This is a genomic window from Bradyrhizobium sp. LB13.1, from assembly GCF_054056815.1.
Genome location: NZ_JBSRYQ010000001.1, coordinates 1,937,866 through 1,952,426 on the forward strand (window position 1 = coordinate 1,937,866; position 14,561 = coordinate 1,952,426).

General features: G+C 63.8%; 12 protein-coding genes. 4 read left to right on the forward strand and 8 right to left on the reverse strand.

All coding sequences use genetic code 11. The features are described 5' to 3' along the window. On the reverse strand, nucleotides 1–675 hold the full coding sequence (locus ACVWYI_RS09115) for an esterase/lipase family protein (RefSeq protein WP_456661738.1): 675 nt from the start codon (nucleotides 673–675) through the stop codon (nucleotides 1–3). 4 nt (nucleotides 676–679) lie between these two features. Beyond that, entirely contained in the window at nucleotides 680–4,084 is a 3,405-nt protein-coding gene (locus tag ACVWYI_RS09120) for an acyl-[ACP]--phospholipid O-acyltransferase (RefSeq protein WP_456661739.1), read from the reverse strand. A 546-nt stretch (nucleotides 4,085–4,630) separates the two neighbouring features. Between ACVWYI_RS09120 and ACVWYI_RS09125 the strand changes: the two genes are divergently transcribed. Next, entirely contained in the window at nucleotides 4,631–5,251 is a 621-nt protein-coding gene (locus tag ACVWYI_RS09125) for a TetR/AcrR family transcriptional regulator (protein ID WP_456664499.1), read from the forward strand. A 12-nt stretch (nucleotides 5,252–5,263) separates the two neighbouring features. Here ACVWYI_RS09125 and ACVWYI_RS09130 read toward each other — a convergent pair whose 3' ends face one another. The 5 genes from ACVWYI_RS09130 to ACVWYI_RS09150 form a co-directional block, all read right to left on the reverse strand. Further along, nucleotides 5,264–6,550: a GGDEF domain-containing protein gene (locus ACVWYI_RS09130; protein WP_456661740.1), complete on the reverse strand. Its 1,287-nt coding sequence runs from the start codon at nucleotides 6,548–6,550 to the stop codon at nucleotides 5,264–5,266. A 246-nt stretch (nucleotides 6,551–6,796) separates the two neighbouring features. Beyond that, on the reverse strand, nucleotides 6,797–8,101 hold the full coding sequence (gene pncB / locus ACVWYI_RS09135; protein WP_456661741.1) for a nicotinate phosphoribosyltransferase: 1,305 nt from the start codon (nucleotides 8,099–8,101) through the stop codon (nucleotides 6,797–6,799). A 158-nt stretch (nucleotides 8,102–8,259) separates the two neighbouring features. Next, nucleotides 8,260–10,410: a CHASE2 domain-containing protein gene (locus ACVWYI_RS09140; protein ID WP_456661742.1), complete on the reverse strand. Its 2,151-nt coding sequence runs from the start codon at nucleotides 10,408–10,410 to the stop codon at nucleotides 8,260–8,262. A gap of 18 nt (nucleotides 10,411–10,428) precedes the next feature. After that, entirely contained in the window at nucleotides 10,429–11,097 is a 669-nt protein-coding gene (locus ACVWYI_RS09145) for a hypothetical protein (protein WP_456661743.1), read from the reverse strand. Nucleotides 11,098–11,284: 187 nt separating this feature from the next. Beyond that, on the reverse strand, nucleotides 11,285–11,506 hold the full coding sequence (locus ACVWYI_RS09150) for a hypothetical protein (RefSeq protein ID WP_456661744.1): 222 nt from the start codon (nucleotides 11,504–11,506) through the stop codon (nucleotides 11,285–11,287). A 213-nt stretch (nucleotides 11,507–11,719) separates the two neighbouring features. Between ACVWYI_RS09150 and ACVWYI_RS09155 the strand changes: the two genes are divergently transcribed. Further along, nucleotides 11,720–12,172, forward strand: a complete 453-nt coding sequence (locus ACVWYI_RS09155) for a hypothetical protein (protein ID WP_354047408.1) — start codon at nucleotides 11,720–11,722, stop codon at nucleotides 12,170–12,172. Nucleotides 12,173–12,225: 53 nt separating this feature from the next. Here ACVWYI_RS09155 and galE read toward each other — a convergent pair whose 3' ends face one another. Further along, nucleotides 12,226–13,218: a UDP-glucose 4-epimerase GalE gene (galE, locus tag ACVWYI_RS09160; protein WP_456661745.1), complete on the reverse strand. Its 993-nt coding sequence runs from the start codon at nucleotides 13,216–13,218 to the stop codon at nucleotides 12,226–12,228. A gap of 509 nt (nucleotides 13,219–13,727) precedes the next feature. Here galE and ACVWYI_RS09165 point away from each other — a divergent pair. After that, the gene (locus tag ACVWYI_RS09165; protein ID WP_247347300.1) at nucleotides 13,728–13,943 is read left to right on the forward strand and encodes a hypothetical protein; all 216 of its coding nucleotides are present in this window, start codon (nucleotides 13,728–13,730) and stop codon (nucleotides 13,941–13,943) included. Between the two features lie 156 nt (nucleotides 13,944–14,099). Then, nucleotides 14,100–14,546, forward strand: coding sequence for a CHRD domain-containing protein (locus ACVWYI_RS09170; protein WP_354047404.1), 447 nt, complete (start codon nucleotides 14,100–14,102; stop codon nucleotides 14,544–14,546). Nucleotides 14,547–14,561 lie beyond the last annotated feature (15 nt).

The window sequence follows — 14,561 nt, forward strand, 5'->3', positions numbered from 1 at the left end:
TCAGATGGTGCGGAAGCGGCCGTCGCGCAGGAAGGCAATGGTCTGTTCGATCGCAGCGGCGTGACGCGGAACCCCGGCATGGGACGCCTTGACGACGACATGGTCGGCCATTCCGGCCACCATCGCGCTTTGCACTGAGACCCGTCCGTCATTCGGCTTCGGCAGAACGAAGAGACCTGCGGCGGGATCGATGAAGCGGTTTCCCGCGATCACGCCGACGGGATAGTCCACGGCGGGCAGGGCGTCAGACCCGGTCGCAGCCGTGGTGGTGAGCTCGAGCCCGGCGGGGCCGTAGAATGCACGGTAGAGCCGAGATCCACGCAGGAGATCGGCGACTTCGCTACCGCCGTTTGGCGTACCCAGCATTACCACGCCCGCAAGCTGGTCCGGCCGGTACTTTGCGATATAGGCACGCGTCACCAGACCACCCATCGAATGCGCGACGAAATGCAGCGGCGCATCACGTTCGGCGAAGCGGGCGACCTCCGGGTGGATATCGTCCGCGAGCGCTGTGATCGATTTGCGGCGGCTGGCGTAGTCGACGTTGAGCGTTGCGAAGCCGCTTGCCCGGAGCGCCCGATGCAGTCCGGTCAGGGACGCCGAGGTCCGCGCGATGCCGTGAAGCAGAACCACTCCCGGGCATCGCGCCTCGCCTGATTGAGGCGCCTCGTGCATCTCTCTACGCCACCTCGCGCTCCGGCGCGGACGCCTGCTCGCGGGCCATCGTCGTTGCGGTGACGTAGTCGGTCTTGCCGGTGCCGAGCAGCGGCACCTTGTCGACCACCATGATCGCCGCGGGAACGGTCAGCTCGGACGCGCCGATCGTCTTTGCCTGACCCAGCATCGCGCTACGCTCGGCACCCTTCTCCGTCGTTAGCAGCACGATGCGCTCGCCCTTGCGCGGATCCGGGATCGACACGGCAACCGATGCGGCCTGCGGCCACAGCGTCGTCGCGATGCTCTCGACCGCTGATAGCGAGACCATTTCGCCTGCGATCTTGGCAAAGCGCTTGGCGCGGCCCTTGATGGTGATGAAGCCGGCGGCGTCGATCGCCACGATGTCGCCGGTGTCGTGCCAGCCCTCGGCGAGCGGTTCGAGCACGCCGGGATTTTCGGCCCGCAAGTATCCAAGCATCACGTTCGGTCCGCGCACCGAGAGGCGTCCACCTTCCTCGATGCCGGGGACTGGCTCGATGCGGCCTTCCATCAGCGGCGACAGGCGGCCGACGGTGCCGGGGCGATTGGCCATCGGCGTGTTCATCGCCAGCACCGGCGCGGTCTCGGTGACTCCATAGCCTTCGAGGATGCGGATGCCGTAGCGCTCCATGAACACCTGGCGTGTCCGATCCTTGACCGCTTCGGCGCCGGCGATCACCAGGCGCAGCGTACGGAAGTCGTAGGCATGCGCCGAGCGCGCGTAGCCGGTGAGGAACGTGTCGGTGCCGAACAGGATCGTGGCGCCGGTCTGGTAGATCAGCTCGGGCACGATCCGATAGTGCAGCGGCGAGGGGTACATGTAGATCGGAATGCCCGCGAGCAGCGGCATCATCATTCCGCCGGTCAGTCCGAAGGAGTGGAACACCGGCAGCACGTTGAACACCTTGTCATTGGCGTTGGCATCGACCCGCGCCAGCGCCTGCGCGGCGTTGGCAAGAATATTGCGGTGGGACAGCACCACGCCCTTGGGCGTGCCTTCCGAGCCCGATGTGAACAGCACGACGGCTGGATCATTCGCCTGGCGCGTGACGCGCGGCGCGGTGCCGGCGAGCAGGCCCTTGATCTTGTCGGCCGTGCCGATCGAGGCGCGGACATCCTCGAGATAGACGACGCGGACTTCCGCGGAGATCGCCGCCATCAGCTTGTCGAGCTTGCCCTTCTCGATGAAGGCCTTCGACGTCAGCACCGTCTTGACCTGCGCGGCCTTCATGGCGGCGAGCACGTTGACCGGGCCCGCGGAGAAGTTGAGCATCGCCGGCACCCGGCCGATGTTTTGCAGCGCCATGAAGACGACGGCGACGCCTGCGGAATTCGGCAGCAGCACGCCGACATTCTCACCGACGGCGGTGCCGCTCTCCAGCTTCCGACACAAGACCTGCGCGCCCAGGATCAGCTTGCGATAGGTCAGCCTGGTGCCGAGCGCGTCCTCGACGATGACCTTGCCGGTGTCGCGGTCGCGATAGGCGTGCCCGAGCGCTTCGAACAGCGTGTGATCGAGCATGGCGTTCTTCACCATGGCGTCAATCATCACGTCCTGAAGCGCGGCGCCCGCAGCGTTGCGGCGCGCCTTGCCCTTCAGCGACGGATCGACCGGAAGCTTGACCGGCGGCAGGATGGTGACGGTCACCCGCGGAAACCACGAGCGCTTGATCTGGCTGCCGTTGAGATAGCTGAGATGCGAGCGTTGCGCGCCTTCGATGCGGATCGGGACGACGACCGCATCGGCCTTGTCCGCGATCATCGCGGTGCCGTCATAGACCTTCATCAGCGACCCGGAGACGGTGATGCGTCCCTCCGGGAAAATCACGACCGGCTCGCCGGCGGCGACAAGCCTGATCAGGTCGCGCGCGGCCAGCGGCTTGCTGGGATCCATGGTGTAGTGCTTGACCACGCGCAGGAACGGCTTGGCCCACCAGGCCTTGGAGATGCCGGTATCGACCGCGAAGCTCGCGTCGATCGGCAGCACGGCGTGCAGCAGCGGGCCGTCGATCAGGCTGACATGGTTGGGCGCGATCAGCATGCGCGTGCCGGCGGGCGGCAGATTCTCGAGCCCACGGACTTCCGTGCGGAACAGTGCGCGGAACAGCAGCCCACCGAAATCGCGCACGCCTTCCTTGCCCCACTTCGTCAGCACGAACCAGACTGCGCCGAAGCTTGCGATGCCGAGGCCGAAGAAGATCCAGCCGACATGCAATCCGGCCGCCTGCAGCAGCGCGACGAACAGCGAGCCCGCTACCATGAAAGCGGCCTGCAGCACATTGCCGGCGGCGATGATGCGGGCACGCTCGGACGGTGCCGACCAGGCCTGGACGGCAGCGAAGGACGGCACGACGAACAACCCGCCGCCGAATGCGAAGGCGACGAAGTCGATCAACATGCGCAGGCCGGCGAACGACGTCGCGAAGTCGACCGCGGCGATGGCCTGACCCTTGCTGGTCGCGCCGATCGCCCAGGCGAGATCGAGGCCGGCAAACCCCATGATGATGGCGCCGATCGGCACCAGCGCGAGGTTCGGGCGAACGTGGCTCAGGCTAGCGGCGAACAGCGAGCCGATGGCAATGCCGATTGCGAAGACCGCGAGACACAGCGTTACCACGCCCTCGGTGCCACCGACGACGTCCTTGACCAGCGCCGGCAGCAGCGAGAGCACGATGGCGCCCACCAGCCAGAACCAGGAGACGATCACGGTGCCGTCCCACAGCCGGTGGTCGGCGTGCAGCGTCTTCAACAGGCCGAGCGTCGAGGTCCAGGGATTGGCGTTGACGGACAGATCGGGTGCAGAGGGCGTTGTTGCCGGAATGCGGGAGGCGACGGCCCAGGACAGCAGGGCCAGCACGACCACGGCCGATGCGACCCAGCCCATATGCGCGGAGCCGGCCACGAACTGGCCGCCAGCGACGGTGCCGAGCAGGATCGCCATGAAGGTCGCGCCTTCGACCAGCGCGTTGCCCGTCGCGAGCTCGCCGAGCGCGAGCTGGTCCGGCAGCATCGAATATTTCACGGGGCCGAACAGGGCGGCGATGACGCCAAACAGTGCGAGCGCTGCGAACAGCAGCGGCACCGAATGCAGCAAGAAGCCGGCGGCGGCAAAGCCCGCAGCGAAGATCTCGGCGAATTTGAGCCGCCTCGCGACGACGGATTTGACGTATTTGTCGGCGAGCTGCCCGCCGAGCCCGGACAGAATGAAATAGGGGAAGATGAAGACGGCGCCCGCGACCGTCACCAGCGCATCTCCGTGGCCGGTCGCGACACTGTAAAGCAGGATGATGACGAGTGCGTTCTTGAGCACGTTGTCGTTCAGCGCCGAGAAGAATTGCGCCCAGAACAGCGGCGCAAAGCGGCGTGACGACATCAAATCCCTGATCATGACTAGTCCTGTTTTGGAAACGCTGTCTGAGGTTGTTTCATTGTTGGTTGGGCATCGGGACCGGAGGAGACGCGACGGGCAATTGCGGGTTGACGACGATCGTCCCGGCCTGCGCTGCGCCTTGGCCTTCCGATCCTGTTGGTCTCCGCGTGGTGACGTTTGGTTCGCAAATGGTTTGGTCGCGGCCCTATCAAGCTCCGGCAGGGAGGCGTGCCGGCTGCGCCCGCCTCAGGTGAGGTGGGCGAGGCGGCGAAAGGGCGAGAAGCGGCCGAACAGGCTGAAGCGGCGGCCCTCATCACGGGCACGGGCGCGGTTGGCGCGCCACATCCGGAAGGTCGCGCGGCGCTCGGTCAGGACGCCGGCGATGTCGCAGGCATTTGCGATGCGATCGATCGGCGCCATCGCGAACCGCAGGAGCGCCCGGCCAATTCCGGCAACGAGAGCGGTGGCGTCATCGATGAAGGTGGAGGCGATATCAACAGCGAGGGTTTGCATTTTGCAGGTCTCCGAGATAGCGTGAACATTGTTCAAATGAGTATCCTGAAAATGAACAATGTTCAAGACGAATCGCTACGAGATCAAAAAAAAGGTCGCCGACGGTTTCAGATCCTGGAGATCGCCCGTCGTATTATTGCGACTAAGGGTTTGAGATCGCTAAAGGTTCGGGATGTTGCCGAAGCCGCCGGCTGCTCGATCGGAAGTGTCTATAACGAGTTCGGCGACTTCGACGGGGTCATTTTGACCGTGAATCGGGAGACCGTTCAGGCGCTGACCGTGCGCCTTGGCGGAGTTCCCGCCGCGGATCCCGTTCGCCAGCTCTATGGGCTTGCCGCGACCTATCTCGAGTTCTTCGCGGAGCACGCCAACCTGCTGCGCTCGCTGTTCGAGCATCGGATGGAGGATGATCGTCCTTACCCCGATGACATCCTTCAGCTGGTGATGGACGCGTTCGCGCTGATGCATCCACCCCTGGTGCGGCTGCTTCCGAATGCAGACGACGTGCAGATCGCGTTGCTGTCACGCACCCTGTTTTCCGCCGTGCACGGGATCATCTCGCTTGGCCTGGAAGAGCGCATGGTGGCCGTGCCGCCGCAGATGCTGCGCCAGCGGGTCGAACAGTTCCTCGACGCACATCTCGCCGGTCTCGGGATTTTGCCCGTACGCTGACGAGCGCCGTCGTCACGCGCGCGCAGCTTCGCGTTGTCGCGAGGCTACGAGGACGACGTCCGGCCGCACGCTGTCGACCTGAACCCGGTTGCGTCCCTTCTCCTTGGCGCGGTAGCAGGCCGCATCCGCGTGCCGCATCGCGCCTTCGAGCGTGGTGCAGCGATCGGCAATACAGGTCACGCCGATGCTGGCGGTTACCGCGAAGCAACGATCGTCCCAGGTGAAGCTGAACAATTCGAGCGATCGTCGCAGCCGTTCGGCGATATCGACGGCGCCTGAAGGCGAGCATTGCGGCAAGATCAGGCCGAATTCATCGCCGCCGAGCCGCGCCACCAGATCGTGCGGCCGCCGTTCCTGCTGCAACAGTTGTGCGACCTGGCAGAGCAGGCGGTCGCCCGCGAGATGGCCGCAGCTGTCGTTGACGTTCTTGAACTGGTCGAGGTCGAGCAGGATCAGGCCGAGCGAACCTGTCGCGATGTTGTCGAGCTCGCTTTGCAGGCGCGCCTCGAAGGCGCGGCGGTTGGACAAGCCGGTCAGCCAGTCGTGTGATGCCTGCCAGGCCAGGCGCTCCTTCTCGGCATGCAAGGCATCCTCGAACGCCTGTCGTTGCAGCACCAATCGCCGCGTGTGCCAGATCAGGAGCAGGATCAACGTCAAGGCGGTGACGATATTGACGCAAGTCAGCGTCATCTTGATGGCGCGGGAGCCTTCGCCGAGGACAGTGGAGAACCGGTTGGCGTGCACCGTGAACTGAGCGTTGAGCTCCGAGAGCCGCGACGACAATAAATGCAGGCGGTTGCCGTCCTGAACGGGCCCGTTCTCCAGTTCTGACCGGATGACCTCGCCGAACACGTTCAGCTCCAGCAGCATGGGGTCGGTGGCGGCCCACTCGCGGATCGCTTCCTTGAGAAAGCTGACCTGTTTGAAGTAGCGGAACAGCCAGATCAATCCCGGCACGTGCAGAAAGCCGATGCGGGCGACCTCGACGTCGACCGGATCGCGCTCGAGCGCCCAGCGTGCGAACTCGTCGCCGATGGGAACAGCCAGCGAGGTCTGGTATTGCGCGAACTGGCTGGCATCTCCCGAATGCAGATAGAGATTGAGGAAATAGACGGCGTTTTTCTGCGAGCGCGACCACATCGCCTCGCCCGCGACGTAAGCGCGGACCGAGGACATGACCTCCAGGCTGAATCCGGCGATCGCCGCCTGCAGCACGACGACCATGACGAAAGGCGAGACGAGCTTGATGACGTGAAGGAAACTGCGTCCCTTCGTCGACGTCGTTGTTCTGCGAAACACTTTGCGTTCCCCAAGTCACTCGACGACCCCAGCGGAGTGATCCGCTCATAACGCGGATTACGCGTGAGGGGTTCTAAACTCGACTTGAAAATGCCGGGAGACTGCGTCGCAGAGTGAAGACGTTGTGAAACGGATGTTCGCAGATCGTTGCAAATGCCGTCGAACCGGAACTGACGCGGCATCGACGAGCCGATGTCTTGCATTCGACTTGCGCGGTTTACTCGATCGAGAGAGTTTGCTCTGGCGCTACACCAACACCGGCTTGCGTACCCGACCGGCGTCGCCGAAAACGCGCAGGTAACGCTCGATCTCCGAGGGCAGGCCGGTCGCTTTCTCGGGATTGTCAGAGAGCTTGACCGCCGGGCGGCCGTCGACCGACGACACCTTGCAGACGATCGAGATCGGATCGAGATTGAACGAGCCGTCCGGCGGGCAGCCGACGAAATCATTGGTGAGGTTGGTGCCCCAGCCGAAGGAGAGCCGCACGCGGCCGCCGAAGTGGTGATAGGTCTCCTCGATCGAGCCGACGTCCATGGCGTCGGAGAACACGAGCAACTTGTCCCTGGGATTGCGGCCCTTCTTCTCCCACCAGGCGACGATCTCCTCGCCGGCCTCGATCGGCGGCGCGCTGTCGGGACGGAAGCCGGTCCAGTCGGCGACCCATTCCGGCGCATCGCGCAGGAAGGCCTTGGTGCCGAAGGCGTCGGGCAGCGCGATCAGGAGGTTGCCGCCATAGGTCTGGCGCCATTGGTCCAGGATGCGGTAGGGCGCCCAGCGCAATTCCTCGTCGTCCTTGGCGAGCGCGGCGGCGACCATCGGCAGCTCATGGGCGTTGGTGCCGATGGCTTCGAGATCATTGTCCATCGCGAGCAGCACGTTGGAGGTGCCGATGAAGGACGGGCCCAGGCCTTCCTTCACCGCCTCCACGCACCAGCGCTGCCAGAGGAATCCGTGGCGGCGGCGGGTGCCGAAATCGGAGAGCCGGAGGTTCTCCAGCTTGCGCAGCCGCTCCACCTTGGTCCACAGCTTGGCCTTGGCGCGGGCATAGAGCACGTCGAGCTCGAAGCGGCCGCGGCCCTTGATCGCCGCGCGCGAGCGCAATTCGTTGAGGATGGCGAGCGCGGGAATCTCCCACATCGTGGTGTGGCTCCACGGCCCGTGGAAATGCAGCTCGTACTGGCCTTCGACCTTGCGCAGCTCGTATTCGGGCAGCCGGAATTCGGCCAGCCAACGGATGAAGTCCGCCGAGAACATGTGGGTCTTGCCGTAGAAGGTGTTACCGGCAAGCCAGATCAACTCTTTCTTGGTGAAGCGGATGGTGCGGGCGTGGTCGAGCTGGGCGCGCAGCTCGCCCTCGTCGATGATCTCGGCGAGCCGGACATGGCGCGAACGGTTGATGACCGAGAATGTTACCTTCTGAGTCGGGTAAGATTCCCGAATCATTTGTAACATCAATAGCTTGTAGAAATCGGTATCGAGCAGGCTGCGGATGATGGGATCCAGCCGCCAGCTGTGATTGTAGGTCCGGCTCGCAATGTCGGTCACTGTCATGGGGGAATTCTAGCGTGGCTGCGGCGACGCAACCAGTGGATTTGGGGAGGGGCAGGCCACCGCCCGGCACCGGTCGCGGGGCAGCCGCAGGGCGGGTCAAGTCGGGGGAAATAGTCCCTGGTCCAGCGCAGTAGCGCCGGTGCCTTTGGCTGACGCCGCTACTTCCCTTCTAACGTATTGACCGGCGTCCACTCGTTCGGCGGTGGATTTGCCGCGAGCCTTCTGGCGCGTTTCGCGAACAGCGCTGATGCCAGATCGCTCGCTGCCGCGTCCTCGAACGCCTCGACTGCCTTCGCAAAGTCGCGCACCCGCCAACACGCGAGCCCTTCCGCATACGCCGTCGCCGCCTTAGTCTGATCGACGCTCTCCGCGCCCTTATCGGCCAGCGGCTCGAATACCTTGATCGCCTCGCCGCGCCCTAACACCCTGATCGCATCGAGCTCGCGCCAGGCGAAGCTGTCGCCGGTCTGCGTGACCGTCGCTTCCGAGGCCATGATCGCGGTGCCGTAATATTTGTTGGCGCCTTCGAGTCGCGAGGCGACGTTCACGGTGTCGCTCATCACGGTGTAGTTGAAGCGGCGGCGGGAGCCGATATTGCCGACCACGGCTTCACCACTGTTGAGCCCGATGCGATGCGACAGGCCGCGGCCGGCGAAGGCGGCACTGCAGGCGTTGAGCTCTGCCAGCTTTTCGTGGCATTTCAGCGCGGCGTGGACGGCGTTGCGCGCGTGCGCGGGATCGTCGGCTGGCGCACCGAACATCGCGACGATGGAATCGCCGATATATTTGTCGACATAGCCGCGGTGGCTTTCGATGATGTCGGTCATGGCGGAGAGATATTCGTTCATCAGCGTCACCAGCTCGCCCGGCGTCATCGTCTCGGCGATGGAGGAGAAGCCGCTGAGGTCGGAGAAGAACATGGTGACGTTGCGCATCTCGCCGCCGAGTGCCGGCATCTTGCCGGAGGTCACCATGGTGTCGATCACTTCAGGGGCGAGATAGAACGCAAAGCTCTTGCGCAGGAAACGCTCGTCACGATCGGCCAGCACGAAACGGTAGCCGACCGTCATCGCGAGCGCGGCAAGGCTCGCGAGTGCTGGCTCCGTCAAGGGCAGCGCCAGCGCGTGAACGAACGCGCCGACGGTCACGGCGGCATAAGCGGCGGTGAGAATGATCCAGGCGATCACGGCGCCACCCGGTGCGAGCATGCAGGCCGCGCAGGCGATGATCGCTGCGAAGGCGATCGTGAGAATGGTCCGCGCTGGAAAGCCCAGTTCTGTCACGGCATCGTGCTCGATCAGATTGCGGGCGGCGGTGGCATGCACGAAGACACCGGCGATGTCGCTGCGGGCCTTTTGTGCGGTGCTTGCCGGGGCGGGCAGGGCGCATCGTGGTCCGGGCGTTCCGTCATATCCGCCGGACAGTCGCATCGAGGTGAGCTTGCGGTCCTCGAAATTCAGGGCGGTGCCAAGCAGCACGACCTTGCCGTCGAAGGCGCGGCGGAAGAAATCGCGGTCGCCTTTTTCGACGCAGGCGCGCAGATCGGCAAAGGAGAAGGTCGGAACGTCGCGGCCCAGCCCGCGAAAATTGAGCGTCAGTGTATTCGGAACCGCGCTCGGAATTGCATAACCGGACAATTCGGTCGTCCCGGACGGTGCAATCCCGGGCTTTCCGCCGAGCGCGCGCGCGGCGAGCTCGACCGCCATCGTGGCGACCGGCTTGCTGTCGATGGAAAAGCTCAACGGCATCCGCCGGATCACGTCGTCGGTGTCGGTGTGGACGTTGAGGGCGCGGATATTGTTTCTCACCGCCAATTGCTGCGCGCGGTCGGGCCTTTCCTGATGGTCGTTGCTCAGGATCTCGCCGAGCACCAGTTTTCCGTTGTCGGAGAGTTGCCGCAGCGCGATCAGGTAGTCCCGGTCAAACCCCCTCATGCGCGTGCCGAGCGGCGCATCGCCAAACGGGATTTGCGATTGCTCGATCGAGCTTGGAAAGATCACGTCGAAGCCGATCACCTTGGCGCCGCCGTCGGAGATGCTCCCAAGCACCCGGCCGATCTCGCGCGTCCAGGTCTGCGTCGGCGAGCCCTTGAACGGCGGCGTGTCGTAGGTCTCACCGTCGATCGCCACGACGACGACCGGCGATGTCGCGGGATCGCGGTGGTCGCCGACGAGCTTGCCGCGCAGCGCCGTGAGGATGTCGAGTGAAAGGCCTTGCAGCGTACCAAGCGGCGGGGACGTGAAGACCGCGCCCGCAACGAGCGCGATCAGGATCGCTGCAACGATGTCCCGCTTGCCGATCCGCCGCATCGCCCCGTCGCTAGCTGCCTATTCGAGCCGCAGCAGGCGGCCGACGATCGGCGTCGACGACGACGTGGCGCCGGCATCGACCTGGAAGGCGTAGCGCTTGGCGCCGAGAATGGCCAGATAGCTGCCGCCCGGGGTCAGCGACTTTCCGGCCTTGGCGAAGTCGTAGAATTTTCCGCCGATCATGTTGTCATTCCTCAGCGGGATGCTGATCGTGGGCTCCTTGCCGTCGGTGCGTTCGATCACCAGCGTGCTGCCGCTCTTGGCCTGCACCAGCGGCGCGACGCCGTAGAGCGTCGGCAGCTTGGCCGGCGCGCCCTTGGCGTCCGTGCGCATGGTGCGGAAGGTCGTAGCCGCACTTTGGTTCGCCTCGCGCTCGGACAGTTTGGCCGCATTGGTATCGCAGGGTACTTTTTCCCGCTTGACCTCGCCGAGCTGCACGGTGCTCTGCTCGGCGCCGACTAGGACGACGCCTTCGCTGATGGTCTCGCGCTGGCAGGATTTGAGATAGCTGAGCGTAATGCTCGCCTTCGGCCCGAGCTTGATGATCTTGCCTGGCGCGACATAGTCCATGAACGCGATGCCATCGACCTTGCCTTGCACGTCCTCGACGATGGCGGCGGGGGTCTCCGCCAGGGCGGGGGCGGCAAGACAGAACGCGCCGACAAATGCGCCGATGAGGCTTTTCATGGGAATTCTCATTCGCTTCGACCGATGGATGACCGGTCCCATCCTGGGCCGATGCTTAGCAGCGCAGCGCCCAGGCAAGTGTGACCAGAATCACTCTTAGATATTGGTGCCACTTTAGCAGGAACCGGTTCAAACCGGCGACCGGAGAAAGCAGAGCCCAGGCAAGCTGTCGGCCGGATGGATAATGTCAGGCGGCCGGGACCGCCTCAAGTGAACGGTCCTCGACCGGATGGCTCTCCGCCGCAGCCTCTATAATGGGAGCCAGCGTGGCCTCGGTCTTCTGATACGGCGTCGTCTGCTGACCGGCGGCGATCTCCACGACCTCGTCCCAGCGCGACAGGAAGTTAGCTGTCACGAACTGGCTGGAGTTGATCGCGGTTATACGGAAGCTGCCAAACGAGGTCGGCACGCCGATCGTTCTTACCGCGGTATGTAACGAGGTCCAGCTTTCTTGCGCGCTCCCGGCGGGGGGTGCGCCAGCTCGCGTCGCTTCGCGTGTCGGCAGCAATTTGACCGGTTGGCTTTGCAGGGCGTTAACCGTGGCGGAATGCTTGCCGCATCGGTCATTGTCGCGCCCTAGAGTTGGTCGCACATAGGGGTGAATTTCAGGACGGATGTTTTCATGCTGAAGGACGGCAAATACGCTGCTTGGTTCAGGACCCCGCGCGGTCAGGGCACCGGTGTCGTGCATCTGGCGGAGGGACGAATCTCCGGCAGCGACAGCTTCTTCACCTACGACGGCTCTTATCGAATTGAGGAGCAGCGCTTCACGGCGGTTCTGACCACGCGGCGACATGCCGAGGGGCCGCCGACCGTGTTCGGGCCTGACGAGGTCGAGCTCAAGCTCTCGGGCGTGTGCAGCGGTGCGATGGCGACCTGCTCGGGAACGGCCAGAGAAGCGCCCGATGTGACGTTCGAAGCGACGCTGATCTACAGCCGGGAGGATGCTCCGGTTAGCGATGCCCGATGCGCGGTCGTGAAGCTCAATGACAAATTGCCCAAGGGCCTCGACAGCCGTTCCCGGCCGCGCCCGTTCACGCCGGGATCGCACGGATCAGAGCGGAATCGTCCGTAGATTGCCTTTCCACCTGCTGTGACTGGCTTTTGACGGCGGCCGACCGAAGCATGTCAGGACTGTTTAAGCGGATGGGCCTTCTGGTGCCAGGCCCAGGCAGTGCGGATCACGGTGGACAGGTCGGAGTGACGCGGCAAGAAGTTTAGAACTTTTCGCGCAGCAGAGGGGTCCGCGACGAGATAGGTGGGATCGCCAGCGCGGCGCGGCTTGACGGTGTGAGGCACCTCGCGCCCGGTCTCCTGCCTGATCGCAGTCAAGATCTCTCGCACCGAGAATCCGGACCCGGTGCCGAGATTGAAGCTGCTGCCGGCGTGCTCTTCTTCCAGCAGCTTCAGCGCCGCGACATGCGCCGCCGCGAGGTCGGTAACGTGGATGTAGTCGCGGATCGCGGTGCCGTCGGGCGTGTCGTAGTCGTCGCCGAACAATGCGAAGTCGGCATGGCCCTGGAGCGCCATCATGGCGCGCGGAATGAGATGGGTCTCGTTGTCACGCAGCTCGCCGATGCCGCCCGCTGGATCGGCGCCGCTGGCGTTGAAATAGCGCAGGCAGAACGCGCCGAAGCCGTAAGCCGACCGGTAATCGGCGAGCATGCGCTCGATCATCCATTTCGATGCACCGTAGGGATTGATCGGCGCGCAGGGAAAATCCTCCGGCAGCTCCTTGGAATCTGCGTGACCGTAGACGGCGCCGGTCGAGGAGAACACGATGCGGCGGCAGCCTGCGTTGCGCATAGCCTGCAACAGCGACAGCGTGCCCTGGACATTGTTGATGTAATATTTCTGCGGGTCCGTCATGGACTCGCCGACGAGACTCGCGGCCGCGAAGTGCATCACTGCCGCGATCTTATGCTCGGCAAAGGCGCGCGCCAGCGCCGCTCCGTCGAGCAGGTCTCCGATGACCATTGGGCCGGCAACGAAGCTGCGATGACCTGTCGACAGATTGTCATAAACGACGGGTTGATAGCCGGCCGCAGTCAGTGCGCGGCAAGCATGCGAGCCGATATAGCCCGCGCCTCCTGTAACGAGGATGGTCGGTCTGTCGGTCATGCCTGGTACCTCAAAGCGAACTCAACCAACATCCAGGCGACCGTCGCCAGCAACGAATCCGCACAACGCACGAGCAGCGCAATTGTGAGCCATTCGGGGCCTCCCGGCGAAATCGGCCCATACGTCGTCGGCCAAAAGTGGTGGAGAAGACCAGAGGATACCGAGTGGTTCCCCCGGAAATGACGTGACCCAGGGAAGGGCTATCGAAGTGATCTGGCCCAATACCATCGGCCCTCGTTTTGATGGTGGATCAATCAGATGAGCATAGAGCGATATTCGCTGTATGCAACCCGGTGGTAGCTTCGGCATTCTTGCCGTTCTTCGTCTTAGCCTAGCGTTGACTCTATCATTGCGAAATGCGGCCGGTGACCGCAACGCGGCAACATTACTTTTAGGCACGAAAACTAGATTGTTGCTTGTGCAAAAAGACGGACGGAACCATGCCACAAATATGGATGACATATAGCGAACTCGCGGCACTTGGTGGGTGCACGCCCGCGGAAGCCCGAATGCGGGCCATTCATTTGTCGCTCGATCGTCGCAAAAGCCGCGATGGCACAACACGCGTCAAACTCGATCTGGCGCTGACGGCCAAGTTCTTCGCGTCTGTCCGCGAGTCTGATTTTGATCTCGACAGCGCCATTGAGGCGCTCCAGGCCACGCATCGCCAGATGGCCGAGCTCCTGGTGCCGAACGAGGTCCTCGGCAGGCGTGGGGCAGCTTAAACTGCCGGACACTGCCCCCTATCACGATAGGCTATGTGACCGGGAGCCGAGATTCCTGCGATGGTTATCTCGAATCAGGCATAAATCTGCATGCGGAATTTCCGGCTGGGGCCGGTGTTCCAACCGCGACGGGCCAAAGAGCCCGCAGGAGGGGCGATGAGGAAAGTCAACTATCGGCTCTGCGTGACACTGTTGGGGACGGCAATGCTGGGTGGGCTGGTCATCTCGATGGCCACATCGGCAAATGCAGAGGTCGTGAAGCTGCAGGCCGATCTCAAAGGCAGCAATGAGGTGCCTCCGAACACCTCGTCCGGCTCGGGCAAGGCAGAAGCGACCTACGATACCGAGGCGAAAACTCTGACTTATGCGGTCACCTATGCCGGCCTGACGGGTCCGGCGATGGGAGCTCATTTCCACGGTCCCGTGGAGGCGGGCAAGAACGCCGGCATCGTGCTGCCGTTCAAGACGGTGCAAAGCCCCATCCAAGGCAGCGCCACTCTCACCGACGCGCAGGCCGCAGATTTGCTGGCCGGAAGGTGGTACGCCAACATCCACACGGCGGCGAACCCGGGCGGTGAGTTGCGCGGCCAGATGACGAAGTAAGTTCAGCTGGCGCGT